At 73.7% G+C, this 19,120-nt stretch carries 15 protein-coding genes, 1 tRNA gene and 2 pseudogenes; 7 read left to right on the top strand and 11 right to left on the bottom strand.

The window, feature by feature from the left end:
* Positions 1–14: 14 nt before the first annotated feature.
* The 5 genes from ACDF64_RS13435 to ACDF64_RS13415 all read right to left on the bottom strand — a co-directional run bounded on the left by ACDF64_RS13435 (position 15) and on the right by ACDF64_RS13415 (position 4,746).
* Positions 15–1,016 carry a helix-turn-helix transcriptional regulator gene (locus ACDF64_RS13435; protein ID WP_394551868.1) on the bottom strand — a complete coding sequence of 334 codons (1,002 nt, stop codon included), beginning with the start codon at positions 1,014–1,016 and terminating at the stop codon, positions 15–17.
* Positions 1,013–2,035: a helix-turn-helix transcriptional regulator gene (locus ACDF64_RS13430; RefSeq protein WP_394551867.1), complete on the bottom strand. Its 1,023-nt coding sequence runs from the start codon at positions 2,033–2,035 to the stop codon at positions 1,013–1,015. Before ACDF64_RS13430 ends, ACDF64_RS13435 begins: the two co-directional genes overlap by 4 nt.
* A gap of 41 nt (positions 2,036–2,076) precedes the next feature.
* Positions 2,077–3,012 carry an FKBP-type peptidyl-prolyl cis-trans isomerase gene (locus tag ACDF64_RS13425; protein ID WP_394551866.1) on the bottom strand — a complete coding sequence of 312 codons (936 nt, stop codon included), beginning with the start codon at positions 3,010–3,012 and terminating at the stop codon, positions 2,077–2,079.
* Between the two features lie 61 nt (positions 3,013–3,073).
* Positions 3,074–4,075, bottom strand: coding sequence for a tRNA (adenine-N1)-methyltransferase (locus tag ACDF64_RS13420; RefSeq protein WP_394551865.1), 1,002 nt, complete (start codon positions 4,073–4,075; stop codon positions 3,074–3,076).
* On the bottom strand, positions 4,072–4,746 hold the full coding sequence (locus tag ACDF64_RS13415) for an HAD family hydrolase (protein WP_394551864.1): 675 nt from the start codon (positions 4,744–4,746) through the stop codon (positions 4,072–4,074). The genes ACDF64_RS13420 and ACDF64_RS13415 overlap by 4 nt, the downstream gene beginning before the upstream one ends.
* Before the next feature lie 80 nt (positions 4,747–4,826).
* On the opposite strand from ACDF64_RS13415, the gene ACDF64_RS13410 reads away from it, so the two are divergent.
* Positions 4,827–5,747 (top strand): proteasome assembly chaperone family protein, encoded by a 921-nt coding sequence (locus ACDF64_RS13410; RefSeq protein WP_394551863.1) that lies wholly within the window; start codon positions 4,827–4,829, stop codon positions 5,745–5,747.
* 58 nt (positions 5,748–5,805) lie between these two features.
* On the opposite strand, the gene ACDF64_RS13405 is transcribed toward ACDF64_RS13410, so the two are convergent.
* Complete coding sequence (locus tag ACDF64_RS13405; protein WP_394551862.1) at positions 5,806–6,624, bottom strand: undecaprenyl-diphosphate phosphatase; 819 nt, start codon at positions 6,622–6,624, stop codon at positions 5,806–5,808.
* Between the two features lie 45 nt (positions 6,625–6,669).
* A complete protein-coding gene (locus ACDF64_RS13400) occupies positions 6,670–7,992 on the bottom strand; it encodes a M20/M25/M40 family metallo-hydrolase (protein ID WP_394551861.1) in 1,323 nt (440 codons plus the stop codon).
* Positions 7,993–8,173: 181 nt separating this feature from the next.
* Between ACDF64_RS13400 and ACDF64_RS13395 the strand changes: the two genes are divergently transcribed.
* From ACDF64_RS13395 to ACDF64_RS13370, 6 genes and pseudogenes are all read left to right on the top strand, one after another.
* Positions 8,174–8,257 (top strand) — tRNA-Leu (locus tag ACDF64_RS13395).
* Positions 8,258–8,375: 118 nt separating this feature from the next.
* A complete protein-coding gene (locus ACDF64_RS13390) occupies positions 8,376–9,086 on the top strand; it encodes a hypothetical protein (RefSeq protein WP_394551860.1) in 711 nt (236 codons plus the stop codon).
* Positions 9,083–9,484 (top strand): annotated as a pseudogene (locus ACDF64_RS13385) (DNA polymerase Y family protein); the annotation flags it as partial. The gene ACDF64_RS13390 and the pseudogene ACDF64_RS13385, both read left to right, overlap by 4 nt.
* A gap of 776 nt (positions 9,485–10,260) precedes the next feature.
* A complete protein-coding gene (locus ACDF64_RS13380; RefSeq protein ID WP_394551859.1) occupies positions 10,261–10,632 on the top strand; it encodes a hypothetical protein in 372 nt (123 codons plus the stop codon).
* Positions 10,632–14,105 (top strand): error-prone DNA polymerase, encoded by a 3,474-nt coding sequence (locus ACDF64_RS13375; protein ID WP_394551858.1) that lies wholly within the window; start codon positions 10,632–10,634, stop codon positions 14,103–14,105. The genes ACDF64_RS13380 and ACDF64_RS13375 overlap by 1 nt, the downstream gene beginning before the upstream one ends.
* Before the next feature lie 9 nt (positions 14,106–14,114).
* Complete coding sequence (locus ACDF64_RS13370) at positions 14,115–15,014, top strand: DUF3097 domain-containing protein (RefSeq protein WP_394551857.1); 900 nt, start codon at positions 14,115–14,117, stop codon at positions 15,012–15,014.
* Positions 15,015–15,090: 76 nt separating this feature from the next.
* Here ACDF64_RS13370 and ACDF64_RS13365 read toward each other — a convergent pair.
* The 4 genes and pseudogenes from ACDF64_RS13365 to ACDF64_RS13350 form a co-directional block, all read right to left on the bottom strand.
* Positions 15,091–15,366: pseudogene (locus tag ACDF64_RS13365) on the bottom strand (SDR family oxidoreductase); the annotation flags it as partial.
* 35 nt (positions 15,367–15,401) lie between these two features.
* On the bottom strand, positions 15,402–16,496 hold the full coding sequence (locus ACDF64_RS13360) for a VIT1/CCC1 family protein (protein ID WP_394551855.1): 1,095 nt from the start codon (positions 16,494–16,496) through the stop codon (positions 15,402–15,404).
* Positions 16,497–16,656: 160 nt separating this feature from the next.
* Positions 16,657–17,133 (bottom strand): Lrp/AsnC family transcriptional regulator, encoded by a 477-nt coding sequence (locus tag ACDF64_RS13355; protein WP_394551854.1) that lies wholly within the window; start codon positions 17,131–17,133, stop codon positions 16,657–16,659.
* A gap of 152 nt (positions 17,134–17,285) precedes the next feature.
* A complete protein-coding gene (locus ACDF64_RS13350) occupies positions 17,286–19,088 on the bottom strand; it encodes a DEAD/DEAH box helicase (protein WP_394551853.1) in 1,803 nt (600 codons plus the stop codon).
* Between the last annotated feature and the right edge of the window lie 32 nt (positions 19,089–19,120).

Here is a 19,120-nt window from a genome sequence, read left to right as displayed (position 1 = left end):
ACAGTGCGCCCAGTCTACCCGTTCGGGTGCGCGCGACCCTCGGTCCGGTCGTAGGCCGCGAGGCCCTCGGACGCCCAGTCGGCGACGACGGCCCTCGCCTCCGGCGGGGCCACGACGGTGACGAGACCGGGCATCCGGGCGACCAGTCGCTTGAGCCCGTGGAGGTGCGCGAGGCGGAGCGTCACGCGGAGTCGGTCGCCGACCTGCTCGCTCGCCGAGTCCGCGACGTAGTCGGCGATGAGCGGGAGCGCGTCGGGGACGACGTCGACGATGACCGAGACATCCGTGTCGGCCGCCTGGAACAGGGTCTCGGGCACCTCGACGCCCGGGTGCGCGACGGCCGGCGCGTCGAGTACCTCGAGCTCCGTCATCCGATCGACGCGAAAGCTCCGCACGCCGTCGCGCGTGTGGCACCACGCCTGCAGGTACCAGTCCGCTCCGAGCGATCGGATCAGCAGCGGGTCGACCCGGCGTCGGCTGTGTCCGCCCTGCGCGTTGCGGTACTGGAATCCGAGCTGGCGACCCGACGCGAGCGCCGAGCGGACGGTCACGAGTGCGGGGTCGTCCGCGGGCGTGACCCCGACCGTGATCGCATCGCCCGATGCGCCCGCCCGGAGCTTGGCGAGGAGGGCGGCCACCTGCTCGCTCCCCGCGTTCTCGGGAAGCCCGGCGAGGTAGGTGAGTCCCGCGACGAGCGCCGCCGCCTCGCGCGAGGAGAGCCTGGGCGCCTCGTCGATCGCGACGTGGTGCACGATCGTGATGACGTCGTCGTCCTCGAACTCGGACCAGTCGATGTCGAAGAGGTCGTTCGTCCAGTAGAAGCCGCCCGCGTCGGGCAGCCCCGACATCGCGATGAGCTTGACCGCCTCGCGGATGCGCTCCGGCGAGACGCCGAAGTGGCGCGCGGCGTCCCCGACGCCGACGCTGCCCTCCTCGAGCAGGTAGGGCACGAGCGCGAGCAGGAAGACCAGCTTGTCCTGCGCCTTCTCGGGGCGCCGCGATGCGGACGCGTTCACGCGGCACCCTCCCCTCGATGCGCATCGAGGACGGCGCGCAGCCGGTCGATCACCTGCGCCCGCAGGCCCTCCGGCGCCAGCACCTGGACTTCGGGACCGTAGCCCGCGAGTTCGTCCGCGAGGGCGGCCTGGTCCGTGAAGTGCAGGCGGATGACCCCGGCGTCGTCGTCGCGCGACGCCGCACGACGACCCAGCCGCACCTCGGCATCGCTGTCGGCCGACACCTTCAGCTCGGCCGTGTTCGCCTGCCGGATGCGTTCGAGCTCGGCGACCAGCCGCTCCTGCGCATCCGCCGGCGCGATCCGGAACTCATGGCCCTTCGGCTGCACCTGACGGACCTGCCCGGAGATCCTGCTGAGGAGGAAGGTGCGCGGGCCGTCGGCCCAGTGGTCGTAGCCGTGCAGCAGCCAGCGCCCCTCGTGCAGGAGCAGCACGTGCGGGTCGACGAGCCGCTCGCGCAGCTGCGAGTCGCCCGGCTTCAGGTAGCGGAACGAGACCGTCCGGCGCCGGTCGGCGGCATCCTGGAGCGGCCCGAACGCGGGCTCGCGCACCCGCAGCCGCGGCGCGAGCCCGATGAGCGGCTCGCTCGGCTCGGTCCCGAGACCGCGCAGCTTCGTGAGCGCGCGCTGCGATTCCTCCGAGAGGGATTCCTCGCGCCACACCTCGGCCGCGAGCCCGAGCAGCGCGAACTCCTGCGGCGTGAACCGCACGTCCTCGGGGATCTCGTAGCGGCCCTTCGGGATGCGGTACCGCAGCTGCGTGTTGTCGCCCGAGGCATCCGGCGACTCGATCACCTCGAGCGGGATGCCGACCTCGCGGAGGATGTCCTTGTCGCGCTCGAACTGCCGCTCGAGGTTCGCCGACTGCCCCTCGACGGCGTACCGCTCGGCGTACCCGCGGACGGTCGAGAGGATGTCGGCCTTCAGCAGCCCCTGCTCGGTGGCGATGAGCGCGAGGACCAGGCTGAAATGCCGATCCTCGTTCGCGACCCCGCTCACCCGCTTCGATTCCCCTGCCACGGGAGCGATCCTAGTGCCGCGCCCGCGCCGAGCCGCCCCGCTCAGGCGACGCCGAGGATGTCGATGACGAAGAAGAGCGTCGCGCCGCCGGGAACGCTCCCGGAGCCCTGGTCGCCGTAGGCCTGGTCCGGCGGGATGATGACGCCGACCTGCGACCCGACCTTCTGGCCGATGATCGCCTCGGCGAAGCCCGGGACGACCTGCGAGTCCTCGTCGTCGGCCACGGTGAAGACCGCCGCCGCGCCCTTCGACCAGCTCGAATCGAAGACGGTGCCCTCGTCCCACAGCACGCCCGTGTAGTGGACGACCACGCGGTCGCCGGACTCCACGGTCTCGCCCGAGCCCTCGCGGAGGACCTCGACCTGGGTCGTGGTCGGCGGGTCGGCCTTCGGCACCGTGATGCCGGGTCGGCCGTCGGGCGCGAGCACGACCGCGGGGAAGCCGTCGCGCGAGAGGCGGGGCGCCCCGTCGGCGCGCGAGAGGAATGCCTGGTGGACGTCGAACACGGCCACGACGCCGGTCTGCGGCTTCGCGCCCGTGGACGGGTTGCTCGCGTCGGCGGGCGGCACGACCATCGCGACCCGCGAGCCCTCGCGTGCGCACGTGAGCCCCTTGGTGAAGCCGTCGAGCGTGCTCGGTCCGCCGATGGTCAGCGCCACCGGGTCGTCGTCGCCGTAGCCGACCGCCTGGATCTCGTCGCCGGTCTCGGTGTCGAACAGCGCCGCGCTGACCATGACCATCTGGCCCTCCTGCAGGAGCGGGCCGGTGCCGGCGATGACCTCGACGCACTGCGTCGCCTCGGGCGTGAGCGGAGTCGGGAACGACACCCGCGGCTCGGACCCGAAGTCGCCCTGGACGTCGACCGCGTCCACCGAACTGCCGGTGCTCGCCTGCGGTGCCGGCGCGGTGCCGGCGCAGCCGGTGAGCGCGATGGCGAGCACGCCGGTGGTGGCGATGAGCGCGAGTGACGAGCGCACGGATCCTCGTTTCTCAGTCGAGTGGAGTCGTCCCGGGGAGGGGATGGGGGCCGGGACGATCCTACCCGGCGTCGTCGGCGCCGGGATCGCGTGCCAGCTCGGCTGCGGCGCCGGCCGCGCGCACCCGCTTGCGCAGGCTCTTGTCGCTCACGCTCCGCTCGCCGAGCGCGCCGGGCGTCCACGCCTCGACGTCCTCGTCGCTGAAGTCGGTCTTCGACGGCCGTCGCTTGAGCTCCGGCAGGATCGTGTCCGGCGCGAGCCGCCGGGCGGTGATGAGGAACCCCGTGTGCGCGATCATGCGGTGGTCCGGCCGGACCGCGAGGCCCTGCACGTGCCATCCGCGCACCATCGTCTCGTTCGCGACGGGCTCGGTGTAGCCGCCGGTCGCCCGGATCGCCTCCGCGACCCGGCTCAGCTGCGTCGCCGTCGCCACGTAGCAGAGCACCACGCCGCCCGGCTTGAGCGCGTCGGACACGGCGTCGAGGCACTCCCACGGCGCGAGCATGTCGAGCACGACCCGGTCGACGGATGCCTCCCCCACGACGTCGGGCAGGGTGTCGGCGAGGTCGCCGAGGGTGATCGACCAGTTCGCGGGCACCTCGCCGTGGAACGTCCCGACGTTGCCGCGGGCGACGTCCGCGAACTCCTCGCGGCGCTCGAACGAGTGCAGGCGTCCCTCGTCGCCGATGGCCCGCAGCAGCCAGAGCGACAGCGCGCCGGAGCCGACTCCGGCCTCGACGACCACCGCGCCAGGGAAGATGTCGGCCTGCGCGAGGATCTGCGCCGCGTCCTTCGGATACACGATCGCCGCTCCGCGCGGCATCGACATCACGAAGTCGCTGAGCAGCGGCCGCAGCGCGAGGTACTCGACGCCGACCTGGTTCGCCACCACCGACCCGTCGGGCAGGCCGATCAGGTCGTCGTGGGCGATCACGCCCTTGTGCGAGTGGAAGACCTTGCCCGGCTCCAGCGTGACCGTGTGCATCCGGCCCTTCGGTCCGGTGAGCTGCACCCGGTCGCCGACCCGGAACGGACCGGAGCGCTCGCCGCGCGTCGCGCTCATGCCCGGTCCCCCGCCAGCACGAGGGCGGCGCCCAGGTCGGCCGGCGTCCGACCGGCGAGGGACTCCCAGAGGATGGCGGCCTCGGTGGCCTCGAGCGACACGATGTTCGGCACCCCGATCGCGACGGCCCCGGCCGCCGCGGCGGACGCGACCCCGGCCGGCGAGTCCTCGATCGCGACGCAGTCGCGCACGTCGACGCCGAGGAGCTCGGCGGCGCGCAGGTACGGCTCGGGGTGCGGCTTCGACTCGGCGACGTCGTCGCCCGTGACGAGCACGTCGAACGCGACGAACGGGATGGCCCCGACGACGTCCTCGGCGAGCGAGCGGATGGACATGGTGACCAGCGCGGTCGGCACCGAAGCGGTCCGCAGGGACTCGAGGAGCTCCTGCGCGCCGGGTCGCCACGGCACGCCGTGGAGGGCGATCTGCTCGCGCACGCGGTCGGTCAGCCGGATCACGATGGCGTCGGCGTCCAGGTCGGCGCCCGCGCGCTGCAGCACGGCCGCCGAGTCCCAGAGGCCGGACCCCACGAGCCCGACGGCGTCCTGGGTGGTCCAGGAGCGGCCGAACTCGGCGAGCAGTTCGACCTCCGCGGCCATCCAGTACGGCTCGGTGTCGACGAGGGTGCCGTCCATGTCCCACAGGACGGCGGCGGGGAGGCGTGTGGTCACAACGGGCAAGTCTACGGGCACGGCCTATTGTGGGGGGTGGGCCTCGCGTTCGGGCGGGGACCGGGAAGCGGGGAAGCTCGGTGCATCAGCCGGTCGGATTCGGGAGCGGACGCCTCCTGGTCGTCGCCTTCGAGGGGTGGAACGACGCCGGCGAGGCGGCCAGTTCGGCGGCGCGACTGCTCGCCGAACGGCTCGGGCTCGAAGAGGTCGCGGCCGTCGACCCCGAGCTCTACTACGACTACCAGTTCAACCGCCCCACGATCGCCGCGGGCGACGACGGCCGGCGTCGCATCGAATGGCCCGGCGCCGCCCTGCTCGGCCCCGGCGGGTCGCACGGCGACGACGAGGAGACCGTCACCGGCCCCGGCGTCGACGGACTGCACGTGCTGCTCGGCGCCGAGCCCGCGCGCAGCTGGAAGAGCTTCGCCGCAGAACTCGTCGACGCGGCGCTCGCGGCCGGCATCGAGGGCGTCATCCTGCTGGGCGCGATGCTGGCGGATGCCCCGCACACGCGCCCGCTCATCGTCTTCGCGTCGAGCGAGAACCCCGACGTGCGCCACTCGCTCGGCGTCGAGCGGTCGACGTACGAGGGGCCGATCGGGATCCTCAGCGTCATCGCGGAGCAGGCCGAGCAGGCCGGCATCCCGACGGTGTCGCTCTGGGCCTCGGTCCCCCACTACGTGCACAACGCGCCGTCGCCGAAGGCGGTGCTCGCGCTGCTCGCGAAGGTCGAGGAGTTCACCGGGCTCAGCATCCCCCGCGGCACGCTCGAGGCCGACGCGACCGCGTGGGAGGCGGGCGTCGACGAGCTCGCCGCGGACGACGAGGAGATGGCCGGGTACATCCAGCAGCTCGAGCGCGCGCGCGACGCGGTGGACGCCCCCGAGGCCAGCGGCGAGGCGATCGCGATGGAGTTCGAGCGCTACCTGCGCCGGCGCGGCGACGGTCGCGGCGACCAGCGCGGCGGCGAGGACCCCTGGCGCCCGCGCGACGGCGCGTAGCGGGCTCCGCTCGGCGGGGCATCCGCGTCGGTGCCCGCGTGGAGCGGGGCATCCTCGATCAGGGCTGGATGACGCCCGTCGCGAGCAGCCAGATGATCAGGCCGCCGAGGACGATCCGGTACACCACGAACAGCAGGTAGCTGTGCCGCGAGATGTACCGCATGAAGAACGCGATGATCAGGATCGCGACGACGAACGCGACCGCGGTCGCGGCCGCGGTCTCGATCGGCCCGTACACGCTCGGCTCGTCGAGGCTCTTGACCACCTGGTACAGCCCCGACCCGAACACCGCCGGGATCGCGAGCAGGAACGCGTAGCGGGCCGCGGCCGCGCGCTCGTACCCGAGGAACAGCCCCATCGAGATCGTGCCGCCCGAGCGCGAGACGCCCGGGATGAGTGCGAGCGCCTGCGCGAGCCCGAAGAGGATGCCGTGGCCGATCGTCAGCTTGTCGAGCGTGCGCGTCTTCCGCCCGGCCCAGTCGGCGAGGCCCAGGATGATGCCGAAGACGATGAGCATCGTGGCGACGATCCAGAGCGAACGGAACGTCGTCTCGATCTCGTCCTGGAACAGGAGGCCGAGCACGACGATCGGGATGGTGCCGACGATGATGAGCCAGCCCATCCGCGCATCCGGGTCGTTGCGCGGCACGCGCCCCGTGAACGAGCCGAACCAGTGCGAGACGATCCGCACGATGTCGCGCCAGAAGAAGACGACGACCGCGGTCTCGGTGCCGAGCTGGGTGATCGCGGTGAACGCGGCGCCGGGGTCCTGGGCGTTCGGGAGGAACTCGCCGAGGATCCGGAGGTGGGCACTCGAGGAGATCGGGAGGAACTCGGTGAGGCCCTGCACGAGGCCCAGGATGAGCGCTTCGAGCACGCGTGTTCTCCTTCCGCCTCCGCGGAGTCGGAGGAACCGGGACCGTCAGTAGTCGAGCAGCAGGTCCCGAAGCACCCGTCTCCCGAATGCTAGCGCGTCGAGCGGGACCCGCTCGTCGACGCCGTGGAACATCGACGGGAAGTCGAGGTCGTCGGTCAGGCGGAGCGGTGCGAAGCCGTAGCCGCGGATCCCGAGGCGCGAGAGCGACTTGTCGTCGGTGCCGCCGCTGAGCAGGTACGGGAACACGGGTGCCCCGGGATCGTGCGCGGCGAGCGTCGAGCGCACCGCGTCGACGAGGGCGCCGGACGTGGGCGACTCGAGTCCGACGTCCCGGTGCACGACCTCGATCTCGACGTCGTCGCCGATCAGCTCGCCGACGCGCGCGAGCACGAGGTCCTCCTCGCCCGGGAGCGTGCGGATGTCGATGAGCGCCTCGGCGCGGTCGGGGATGACGTTGTGCTTGTAGCCCGCCGAGAGCGCGGTCGGGTTGGTCGTGGTGCGCAGCGTCGCGGTGATGAAGCCCGAGGCGGACCCGGTCGCGAGCGCGAGCTCGTCCGGGCTCGTCTCGGCGGGGTCGACGCCGAGCACGCGCGCGATCTCGCCGAGGAGTTCCTCGGTCGTGCCGGTGAGCCGCACGGGCCACTCCTCGCGGCCGAGGGCGGCGACGGCCTCGGCGAGCTTCGTGACCGCGTTGTCGCGGATGAGCCGCGACCCGTGCGCGGCGCGGCCGTGCGCCACGAGGCGGATCCAGAGCAGCGACTTCTCCCCCGTCTGCAGGAGGTACGCGCGCTGCCCGCCGATGGTGATCGAATAGCCGCCCACCTCGCTGATCGCCTCGGTCGCCCCCGCGAAGAGCTCGGGGCGGTCGTCGACCAGGCGGCTCGCGCCGAACGAGCCGCCGGCCTCCTCGTCGGCGAAGAACGCGACCACGAGGTCGCGGCCGGGCTGCCGACCCGAGCCCAGGATGTCGCCGAGCGCGGCGAGGATCATCGCGTCCATGTCCTTCATGTCCACGGCGCCGCGGCCCCAGAGCATGCCGTCGCGGATCTCGCCGCCGAAGGGGTCGGCGGTCCAGTTCCGGGCGTCCGCCGGCACGACGTCGAGGTGGCCGTGCACGACGAGCGCCGGCTTCGCGCTGTCCGCGCCCGGCACGCGCGCGACCACGCTCGTGCGCCCCGGCGCGGCGTCGAACATGACGGGGTCGAGCCCGAGCGCGCGGAGCTTCGCCTCGACGTACTCGGCGGCCTCGCCCTCGCCGTTCGACCGGCCCTCGCCGAAGTTGACGGTGTCCATGCGGATGAGGTCGCGGGCGATCACGGCCTCCTCGGCGAGCTCGACGGGATCGGGGGTCGCGGTTGCCTCGGCCATGCGTCCACGCTACCGGCCGGGGCATCCGAACCCCCTTCCGGACTTCTTCGGAGGCCCGGAACCGGGCCTCATCTGGGGGTTCGCACCGAATGGCCACCTCAGGGGCACCGCGTGTTCAAGGGGCACTGAAAACCGTGCTAGTGTCTTCTACGGCCGCTGAGAGACTAGCGGAGAACACAACGCGCGGGTGGCGGAAATGGCAGACGCGCTAGCTTGAGGTGCTAGTGCCCGTAAGGGCGTGGGGGTTCAAGTCCCCCCTCGCGCACGATGTGTCGAAAGGCCCGGATCGGAAGATCCGGGCCTTTCGTGTTTCCTCCGGCCACTCGTCCCCCGCGATGTCGGTGGGTGTTGCGATATTCGAACACATGTTCGAAGCTGGAACGGTGACGCCGACTGCACTCCAGGCCGCCGCGACCCCGTTCGACCGGGTCGGGGAGCTGCAGTCGCGCATCCGCGGCATGGAGTCGCGCAAGCTCGACTCCAAGGCGCTGCCGACCCTGCCGGCGTTCGCCGAGGTCCTGCCCGGCGGGAGCCTGCGCGAGGGCACGGTCGTGCGCGCGGTGGGGTCCACCAGCCTCGTCATGGCGCTGCTCGCGGGCCCGTCCGAGAGCGGCCGCTGGGTCGCCGTCGCGGGCATCCCCGACTTCGGCGTCGAGGCCGCCGCCCGGTTCGGCATCGAACTCGACCGGCTCGCGCTCGTTCCCGACCCGGGCGACCGATGGCTCTCGGTGGTCGCCGCGCTGGCCGACGTCATCCCGGTGGTCGCGGCACGCCCGCTCGGCCGGGTGTCCCCGGCCGAGGCGTCCCGACTCGCGGCTCGACTCCGCCAGCGGGGCGCGGTGCTCATCGTCGCCGGCGACTGGCCCGGGGCCGACGCCGTGCTCGAGGTCTCCGAGAGCCGGTGGCAGGGGCTCGAGCAGGGGCACGGCGCGCTGGCCGAGCGCGAGGTGCTCGTGCGAGCCGCCGATCGCGGCGGCGCCGGGCGCGAACGCCGGGCGCGGCTGCGCCTGCCCGATCGGCGGCTCGGCGTCGCGGCGGTCGGCCCCGAGCCCGGAGCGGTCAGCTACGTCGACTTCGGGCGGCGAGCCGGATGACCGGGCCCGCTCCCGTCACCCGGACCATCGTGCTCTGGTGCCCCGACTGGCCGGTCTTCGCCGCCTGTCGCGAGCACGGACTCGACCAGGACGGCCCGATCGCGCTCACCGAGGCGGGGGTCGTGTTCGCCTGCTCGGCGGCCGCCCGGCGTGACGGGGTGAGCCGGGGCCTGCGCCTCCGGGAGGCCCAGTACCGCTCCCCCGCGCTCATCGTGCTGCCCTACGACGCGGCGCTCGACGTGCGCGCCTTCGAACCCGTCGTGCAGCGCGTCGAGGAGACGGTGCCCGGCGTCCAGGTGGTGCGCCCCGGCACCCTCGCCATGCGCGCGCGCGGTCCCGTCCGCTACTACGGCGGCGAGGAGGCCGCCGCACGCGCCCTGCTCGAGACCGCGGCCGACGCCGGCGTACCGGGTGCCCGCGTGGGCATCGCCGACGGGCCGTTCGCGGCCGAGCAGGCGGCCCGCGGCGTGCAGGGCGGCCCCATCGGGATCGTCGCGGCCGGGGCATCCGCCGGGTTCCTCGCACCCCTGCCGGTGCGGTCCGTCGTCGACCCGCGCACCGCGACGCTGCTGAACCGCCTGGGCGTGCGCACGCTCGGCGAGTTCGCCGCACTGCCCGACGGCGACGTGCGACGCCGGTTCGGGCCGGCGGGGGCCTTCGCGCACGACCTCGCGGCCGGCCGCGAGGCGACCAGGGTCGTGCCGCGCACGCCGCCACCCGAGTTCACCGTCGAGCTGGAGTTCGAGCCGCCGCTCGAGCGGATCGACCAGCTCGCGTTCGCGTTCCGGGTCCGCGCCGAGGAGTTCGTCGACCGGATGCGCGCGGTCCGGCTCGTCTGCACGGCGATCCGGGTCGAACTCGACGACGAACGCGGCAGGTACTCGAGCCGGGGCTGGCTGCACCCGCGCTGGTTCACCGCCGCCGACGTCGTCGACCGGGTCCGCTGGCAGTTGCAGGGCACGGCCTCCGCCGATGTCACGCTCACGGCGGCCGTCACGCGCCTGCGGGTCGTGCCCGAACGGGTCGACTCGACGGGCAACCACGAGGACGGGCTGTGGGGCGGCGGCCCCGACGAGCAGGTGCACCACGGCCTCACCCGGGTGCAGGGCATGCTCGGGCACGATGCCGTCGTGACCGCCGCGATCGGCGGGGGCGGCTCCTCGCCGATCGCCAGGTGCTCGTGCCGTGGGGCGACCGCCCGCCCGAACGACGCGGCGACGCACCGTGGCCGGGCAGCCTGCCCGCGCTCGCACCGGCGAGCGTGTTCCGCGACCGGCCGAGCGTGGTCCTCCTCGACGACACCGGTGGCACGGTGTCGATCGACGGCCGCGGCACGGTGTCGGCGGGGCCCTCGTCATTCGCAGTCGAGGGCGGCGAGCCCGCGCGCGTGCGCGCGTGGGCCGGACCCTGGCCGGTCGTCGAACGCTGGTGGGATCCGGATCGGGCGCGGCGCGTGCACCGGTTCCAAGTGGTCGACGACGTCGGATGCGCCTGGCTGCTGGTCCGTGACGACCTGGGCTGGTGGGCCGAGGCGAGGTACGACTGATGGGCTGGGACAACCCCGAGATCCCCTGGTCGGAGCTCGAACGGGCGCTCTCGGACCGACGACGCCCGAGCGGCTCCGGCCACGGTTCCGCCCGGCTCATCGCCGACGGCGGCGACAGCCCGGCGTGGAGCCGGAAGCGCCACCCGTACCGACCGGGCGCCGAAGGCGAGGCGCCGCCCGGGCCGGTGGTGCCGTACGCCGAACTGCACGCCCACTCGGCGTTCAGCTTCCTCGACGGCGCGTCGATGCCCGAGCAGCTCGTCGAGGAGGCGCACCGGCTCGGGCTGCACGGCCTCGCGATCACCGACCACGACGGCTTCTACGGCATCGTCCGCTTCGCGGAGGCGGCCGAGAGCTTCCCCGAGATCTCGACGGTCTACGGCGCGGAGCTCTCGCTCGGCCTCACCGAGCCGCAGCAGGGCGCGGCGGATCCCGAGGGCGACCACGTGCTCGTGCTCGCACGCGGCCAGGGCGGCTACCACCGGCTCGCCGCCGCGATCACCGCGGGCCAGCTCGCGGGCGGCGAGAAGGGCCGGCCGCGCTACGACCTCGAGGAACTGGCCGAGAGGTCCGGCGGCGAGTGGACCGTTCCGACCGGCTGCCGGAAGGGCACGGTGCGCCGCGCCCTCGCCACGGGCGGGCCGGATGCCGCGTGGCGGGAACTCGACCGGCTCGTCGCGCTCTTCGGGCGCGAGCACGTCGTCGTCGAACTCTTCGACCACGGCCACCCGGGCGACCAGGCGGCGAACGACGAACTGGCGGCGCTCGCCGAACGCGCACGCATCCCGCTCCTGGCGACGAATGCGGTCCACTTCGCCACGCCCGCCGAGCACCGACTCGCGACCGCGCTCGCCGCCGTGCGGGCCCGGCGCAGCCTCGACGAGCTCGACGGCTGGCTCCCCGCGTCCGACGGGATGCACCTGCGCTCCGGGGCCGAGATGGCGGCGCGCTTCGCCCGGTACCCGGGAGCGGTCGCGCATTCGGTCGTCCTCGCCGACGAACTCGCGTTCCGCCTGCGCAGCGCACGCCCGAGGCTTCCCCGGCAGGAGGTCCCCGCCGGGCACACCCCGATGAGCTGGCTCCGGGAGCTCGTCTGGGCCGGCGCCGCCGAACTCTACCCGGGCGTGCCCGACGCGGTGCGCGAGCGCCTCGAACAGGAACTCCAGGTCATCGAGCAGAAGGACTTCCCCGGCTACTTCCTCATCGTGCGCGACCTGGTGCACGAGGCGCGGCGCCGGGGCATCCTCTGCCAGGGCCGGGGCTCCGCGGCGAACTCCGCCGTCTGCTACGTCCTGCGCATCACCGCGGTCGATTCGATCTTCTACGACCTGCCGTTCGAGCGCTTCCTGTCCGCGCTGCGCGACGAGGAGCCCGACATCGACGTGGACTTCGACTCCGACCGGCGCGAGGAGATCATCCAGTACGTCTACGGCAAGTACGGGCGGCAGAACGCCGCCCAGGTGGCGAACGTCATCAGCTACCGGCCGAAGAACGCCGTGCGGGACATGGCGAAGGCCCTCGGCTACTCGACGGGCCAGCAGGACGCCTGGTCGCGGCAGGTCGAGCGCTGGGGCGCGGTGATCGAGACGGGCGACCACGACATCCCCGACGCCGTGGTCGAGCTCGCCGAGCAGGTGCTCACGTTCCCCCGCCACCTCGGCATCCACTCCGGCGGCATGGTGCTCACCGACCGCCCGGTGGGCGAGGTCGCGCCGATCGAGCACGCGAGGATGCCCGGACGCACCGTCCTGCAGTGGGACAAGGACGACTGCGCCTGGATGGGGCTCGTGAAGTTCGACCTCCTCGGGCTCGGCATGCTCGCGGCGCTCCAGTACGCCTTCGACCTCATCCGCGACTCGACCGGCGAGGAGTGGGAGCTCGCGAGCGTGCCCAAGGAGGAGGCCGCCGTCTACGACATGCTCTGCAGGGCCGACTCGATCGGCGTGTTCCAGGTCGAGTCGCGCGCGCAGATGGGCACGCTCCCCCGGCTCCGGCCACGCCGGTTCTACGACCTGGTCGTCGAGATCGCGCTCATCCGCCCCGGACCGGTGCAGGGCGGCGCGGTGCATCCGTACATCCGACGGCGCACCGGCGAGGAGGAGGTGACCTACCTGCACCCGAAGCTCGAGCCCGTGCTCGAGCGCACCCTCGGCGTGCCGCTCTTCCAGGAGCAGCTGATGCAGATGGCGGTCGCGGTCGGCGACTGCACGCCCGCCGACGCCGACCTGCTGCGGCGCGCGATGGGCTCCAAGCGCGGGGTCGAACGCATCGAGAGCCTGCGGGAGAAGCTCTACGCCGGGATGGCCCGCAACGGCATCGACCCCGAGACCGCCGACTCGATCTACGCGAAGATCCAGGCGTTCGCGAACTTCGGCTTCGCCGAGAGCCACGCACTGAGCTTCGCACTGCTGGTCTACGCCAGCTCGTGGCTGAAGCTGCACCATCCCGCGGCGTTCCTCGCGGCCCTGCTGCGCGCCCAGCCGATGGGCTTCTACTCGCCGCAGACGCTCACGGCCGACGCCAGGCGGCACGGGGTCGAGGTGCGCCGCCCCGACATCCTGCGTTCGGGTGTGCACGCGGGCCTCGAGCCGATCGACGCCGAGGCGGATCCGGACGCCCCGGAGGGCGGTCCCGCCGGGGCCGCACGCGCACGTGCGATGCGAGCGCCGACCGGCATGCCCGCGTGCACCGACGCCGCGCAGCCGCCCATCGGGCCGTTCGACCGCTCGGCACCCGACCGGTCGGCGGAGCACCGGCGCGACGGCGCGTTCGCGGTGCGGCTCGGCCTCGTCGACGTCACGTCGATCGGCACGACGACTGCCGAGCGGATCGTCGCCGAGCGGGAGCGCGGCGGCCCGTACCGCGACATGGCCGACCTCTCCCGTCGTGCCGGGCTCGACACCGCAGAACTCGAGGCGCTCGCGGCCGCCGGCGCGTTCGCGACGCACGGGCTCGACCGCCGCCGGGCCCTCTGGCAGGCCGGTGAGGCCGCCCAGGACCGTGCCGAGTTCCTGCCGGGATCGGTCGTGGTGGTCCAGCCCCCGTTGCTGCCGATGCTGACCCCCGCGGAACAGGTCGTCTACGACCTCTGGTCGACGGGCATCTCCCCGGACGACCACCCGATCCGGCACGTCCGCGACCGGCTCGATGCGCGCGGCGTGCTGCGGGTCGACCTCCTGCAGGCCGCGGAATCGGGTCGGCGGATCGAGGTCGGCGGGGTCGTCACGCACCGCCAGCGGCCCGCGACGGCATCGGGCATCACGTTCCTCAACCTCGAGGACGAGTCCGGCACGGTGAACGTGATCGCGGGGGTCGGGGTGTGGAACCGGTACCGACGGGTCGCCCGCGAAGCACCCGCGATGATCGTGCGGGGCATCCTCGAGCGCACGCGCGACGGCGTCGTCAACCTCGTCGCGGACCGGTTCGAACTGCTCACCGTGTCGGCGACCCAGCGGTCGCGGGACTTCCGCTAGCCTCATCCGGTGCCCGGACCCCAGCGCCAGAACCCCGCCGCTCCCGGCATCGTCCCCGGCCGGGAGGACCGCTACGGCGGCGACGTGCTCGCCGGCGACTGGAGGGCGCGCGGTCGCACGACCATCCCCGACGTGGAGGCCGTGCGCGACCTCGTGGTCGAGCTCGCGGCCGACGGGTTCTGCGGAGCCGTCGTGGGCATCGAGAAGCCCAACGTCGTCCTCGAGGACCGCTTCGGCAAGCGCCGGCTCTTCCCGCTCGGCCACGGATTCCTGCTCGACGGGCGGCCCGTCCGGCTCGTCCCGCCGGCCCCGATCGCGCCCGTCGGGCGTCTCCGCACGGCCTCCGGATCGTTCGCCGTAGACTCCGGGCCCGCGAAGGTCGCCCTCCCGAGCCGGATCTTCGTCGAGGGCCGGCACGACGCCGAGCTCGTGGAGCGCATCTGGGGCGCCGACCTCCGGGTCGAGGGCGTCGTCGTGGAGTACCTCGAGGGCGTCGACCGCCTCCCCGAGCTGCTCGACGAGTTCCGCCCGGCGCCGGGTCGCCGCGCGGGCGTGCTGGTCGACCACCTCGTGTCCGGGTCGAAGGAGCAGCGCATCGCCGACGCCGTGACGCGCGGCCCGCACGGCACCGACGTGCTCGTCGTGGGGCATCCGTTCATCGACATCTGGCAGGCCGTGAAGCCGGCCCGCCTCGGGATCGAGCGCTGGCCCGTGATCCCCCGTGGAACCGACTGGAAGCACGGCATCTGCGCGGCGCTGGGCTGGCCGCACGCCGACCAGGCGGACATCGCGCGCGCCTGGCAACGGATCCTCGGGCGCGTTCGCGGCTACGGGGACCTCGAGCCCGAGCTCCTCGGCCGGGTCGAGGAGCTCATCGACTTCGTCACGGCGCCGACGCCCGGGCGCTGATCGCGCCGGGCCCGCGACCGGCGCCACCGGCACCGAACCGCCGCAGGCGACACCGGGCAACCCGCGTGACGGTACGTCACACCGCGCCCGCACCATCCGATCGGATGCGCTGCCCGGACACCCAGCGCCCCGCGTCCGACGCCAGGAACGCGACGAGCCGGGCCGCGTCCTCCGGGGTCCCGAGCCGCCCGGTGGGCTGCAGCGCCGTGAGTTCCGCACGCACGCGGTCGTCCATCCATCCGGTGTCCACCGGGCCCGGGTCCACGAGGTTCGCCGTGATGCCGCGTGGGCCGAGCTCGCGTGCCGCCGCGGTCACGATCCGGTCGAGCGCGCCCTTGCTCGCACCGTACGGGGATGGAGGGACGGACCAGCCGTCGGCCGCCTCGATCAGCCGAGCGTCGTGCCGAACGCCAGCCCCAGGAGATACGTGACCGCGGCGGCGCCGAGGCCGATCGCGAGCTGGCGGAGGGCGCGCTGCAACGGCGAGCCGCCGCTCAGCACGCCGACGGTCGCACCGGTCAGGAGCAGCGCGATCCCGACGAGCACGGTCGCGACCGCGACCGCAGCGGCCCCGGACATCCCCAACAGGTACGGGAGCACCGGGATGAGCGCACCCGAGGCGAAGAACAGGAAGCTCGAGGACGCCGCCGACCAGGCCGTGCCGACCGCCTCGTCGTCCTCGGCGCTGATCCCGAGCGCGCCCGTCGAGGTCTCGCCGGCACCGGCCGCGCGGACCCGCGCGATCACGAGCGCTGCGTGGTCGGCGGCCTCGGCTTCGCTCATCCCGCGCGCCCGGTAGACCAGCGCGAGCTCGTTCGCGTCGAGGTCGACGTCCGCGAGCGCCTCGCGCACGGTCGGATCCGGGGCGGATGCTGCGAGCAGCTCCCGCTGCGAACGGACCGACACGAACTCCCCCGCTCCCATCGACAGCGCACCCGCGAGGAGCCCGGCGACGCCCGTGAAGAGCACGACGGGTGCGGGCACGCCGGTCGCGCCGATGCCGAGCACGAGCGCGAGGTTGGAGACGAGGCCGTCGTTCGCGCCGAAGACCGCCGCGCGGAAGGTCCCCGCGAGCCGGCGCCGCCCGCGCGCGGCGAGTCCGCGCACGACCTCGCCGTGGATGCGCTCGTCGGCGGCCATCGCGGCCGTCGCGTCGGGGTCGGAGGCGTACGGCGAACGGCCCTCGGCCTGCTGCGCGAGCGCGAGGACGAAGATCGAGCCGAAGCGCTTGGCGAGGGCCGCGAGCGTCCGCGTGCGGATGTCCGCGCGCGGAATCCCGCGCTCGTCGCCGTCGAGCAGCCCGAGCCAGTGCGCCTCGTGGCGCCCCTCGGCGGCGGCGAGGGCGAGGAGGATCTCGCGCTCCTCGCCGCCGCGCCGGGCGGCGAGCTCGCGGTACACGGCGGCCTCGGCGCGCTCGTCCGCGAGGTAGCGGCGCCAGCGGGCGCGGTCGGCGTCGGTCGGGACGCGTCGTGCGTCGGTCATCGGTTCCCATCCCGGCGCGGGGCATCCACTCGGGTCACCGTCCGCGTCGTCGTCAGCGGGCCGGCGATCGGCCCGCTCCCACGCTATCCAGCGCGCGAGCCGCGGATGCCCCGTCGCGCCGGATTGGCAGCATTTCGGAGCACCGAACGGGCTCGCCGCGTCAGCCGATGAGCTGCTGCCAGCCGTCCCCCGAGACGTGCTCGAAGATGAGGTTCGTCTCGGTGTGGGCGACCGCCGGATGCCCCGTGAGGTAGGCGAGCACGAACTCCCGGAGCTCCTCGGCGTCCTTTGCCGCGACGTGCAGCAGGTAGTCGTCGGCGCCCGCCATGTGGAAGACGCCGAGCACACCGGGCAGGTGCGGCACCTGGGACCGGAAGGCGTCGATCTCGCTGCGGTCGTGCTTCACGAGCCGGACCGCGATGAGCGCCTGCAGCGAGACCCCGACGCTCGCCAGGTCGACGTCGACCCGGTAGCCGCGGACCGTGCCGAGCGCCTGCAGGCGGCGCAGGCGCAGCGACACCGTCGACTCGGCCACGCCGACCTCCTGCGCGAGCGCCGCGCCGGACGCGCGCGCGTTCGACGACAGCGCAGCCAGGAGGGCGCGGTCGATCCGGTCGAGTTCGGGATGCTGGGCCACTGGGCGTCCTCTCCGACGTGCCTGCAGGACCTGGGGACGTTCTCGATCGTACCCCGGGCTCCCGGCCCGCCCGTGCCGTGTGACAGGGCCGCCCGCCGCCGCGAGCGCGCCGAGCGGCTCAGCGGCTCCGGCGGCTCAGCGGCTCCGGTGACTCAGCGGCTGCCGAGCTTCCGCCGGAGCAGGTCGATGCGCGCCTGGAGCTGCGTGACCGTCGCGTGGGCGACGTCCGGCCCGCCGCAGGCGCGTCGGAGCTCGGTGTGCACCTGGGAGTGCGGCTGGCCGTTCTGTCGTGCCCAGAGGCCCACGAGGCTGTTGAGGAGCGACCGCTGCTCCTTCAATGTGCGGTAGAGCGCGACGGGTTCGGCGGGCGGATGCTCCGTGGCCTGCTTCCGCCGGTCGCCCGCGCGCCGCGCCTGCCTGGCCTGCCGATGACGGAGGAGCTCCGCGACCTGGTCGGGCTCCAGGAGGCCGGGGATGCCGATGAAGTCGAACTCCTCGTCGCTGCCGGGCTCGGCCAGCGTGCCGAAGTCGGTGCCGTCGAACACGACGCGGTCGAACGTCGCCTCCGAGCCGAGCGCCTGCCACGTGAACTCGTCGGCGAGCTCCTCGGACGCGCGCTCCTCCCGGTTCGCGGCCTCGAGCAGGCCGTCCTCGAGGCCCGGATCCTCGTCGCCGTCGCCCGAGCGCCGGTCGAGCGCATGGTCGCGTTCGCGCTCGAGCTCGCCGGCGAGGGCCATCAGCACCGGGACGTTCGGCAGGAAGACCGAGGCGATCTCGCCGCGACGGCGCGCCCGGACGAATCGGCCGATCGCCTGCGCGAAGAAGAGCGGCGTCGCAGAACTCGTCGCGTACACGCCGACCGCGAGCCGCGGCACGTCGACGCCTTCGGAGACCATGCGGACCGCGACCATCCAGCGCCGCGTGCCCTCCGAGAACTCCTCGATCCGGCCGCTCGCCTCGGGGTCGTCCGAGAGGACCACGGTCACGCGCTCGCCGCTGATCCGCTCGAGGATCTCCGCGTAGGCGCGGGCGACCGATTGATCGGTCGCGAGCACGAGCCCGCCGGCGTCGGGGATCGCCTGCCGCACCTCGGTCAGCCGGCGATCGGCCGCCTTGAGCACCGCCGGGACCCATTCCCCGGTGGGCTCGAGCGCCGTGCGCCAGGCCGAGCTCGTGACATCCTTCGTGTTGTCCTCGCCGAGCCGGGCCTCCATCTCGTCGCCCGCCTTGGTGCGCCAGCGCATGTGCCCCGCGTAGACCATGAACAGCACGGGCCGGACGACGCCGTCGGCGAGGGCGCGGCCGTACCCGTACGCGTAGTCGGTCTTCGACAGCCGGACCCCGTGCGCGTCAGGCTCGTACTGCACGAACGGGATCGGCGCGGTGTCGCTCCGGAAGGGCGTGCCCGTGAGGGAGAGCCGCTTCGCGGCAGGCTCGAAGGCCTCGCGGATCGCGTCGCCCCAGCTCAGCGTGTCGCCGCCGTGGTGCACCTCGTCGAGGATCACGAGCGTGCGACCGGACAGCGTGAGCTCGCGGTGCAGCGCGGGCCGCGTCGCGACCTGGGCGTAGGTCACCGCGACGCCGTGGTAGTGCCGGGCGGTTCGCCCGTGCGCGTTCCGGAACCCGGGGTCGAGCCGGATGCCCACGCGCGCGGCCGCGTCGGCCCACTGCCGCTTGAGGTGGTCGGTCGGCGCGACCACGGTGATCCGGTCGATGAGGTGCCGCGCGCGCAGTTCCGCGGCGATGCGCAGGGCGAACGTGGTCTTGCCCGCGCCCGGCGTGGCTGCGGCGAGGAAGTCGCGAGGGAGGTCGCGCAGGTAGAGCTCGAGGGCCTCGGCCTGCCAGGCGCGGAGCTTCGACGCGGTGCCCCACGGGGCTCGCGCCGGGAACGCGGGCGAAAGGTGCTCGGCGGCCGCGGTGCCCGGCAGATGGCCGGATGGGGTCGCTTCGCTCACTCTCCAGCACTGTAGACCACTCGGCCGACAAG

Source organism: Agromyces sp. MMS24-JH15 (assembly GCF_043518605.1).
Taxonomy (GTDB): Bacteria; Actinomycetota; Actinomycetes; order Actinomycetales; family Microbacteriaceae; genus Agromyces.
The sequence above is the reverse complement of the archived record's forward strand: the minus strand, read 5'-3'. Positions and strand labels throughout refer to the sequence as shown.

Coding starts and splice junctions, on each gene's coding strand:
- ACDF64_RS13420 (WP_394551865.1), bottom strand. CDS start 4,075: ATGAGCGCGACGCGCGGCGAGCGCTCCGGTCCGTTCCGGGTCGGCGAC.
- ACDF64_RS13400 (WP_394551861.1), bottom strand. CDS start 7,992: ATGGCCGAGGCAACCGCGACCCCCGATCCCGTCGAGCTCGCCGAGGAG.
- ACDF64_RS13375 (WP_394551858.1), top strand. CDS start 10,632: ATGGGCTGGGACAACCCCGAGATCCCCTGGTCGGAGCTCGAACGGGCG.
- ACDF64_RS13360 (WP_394551855.1), bottom strand. CDS start 16,496: ATGACCGACGCACGACGCGTCCCGACCGACGCCGACCGCGCCCGCTGG.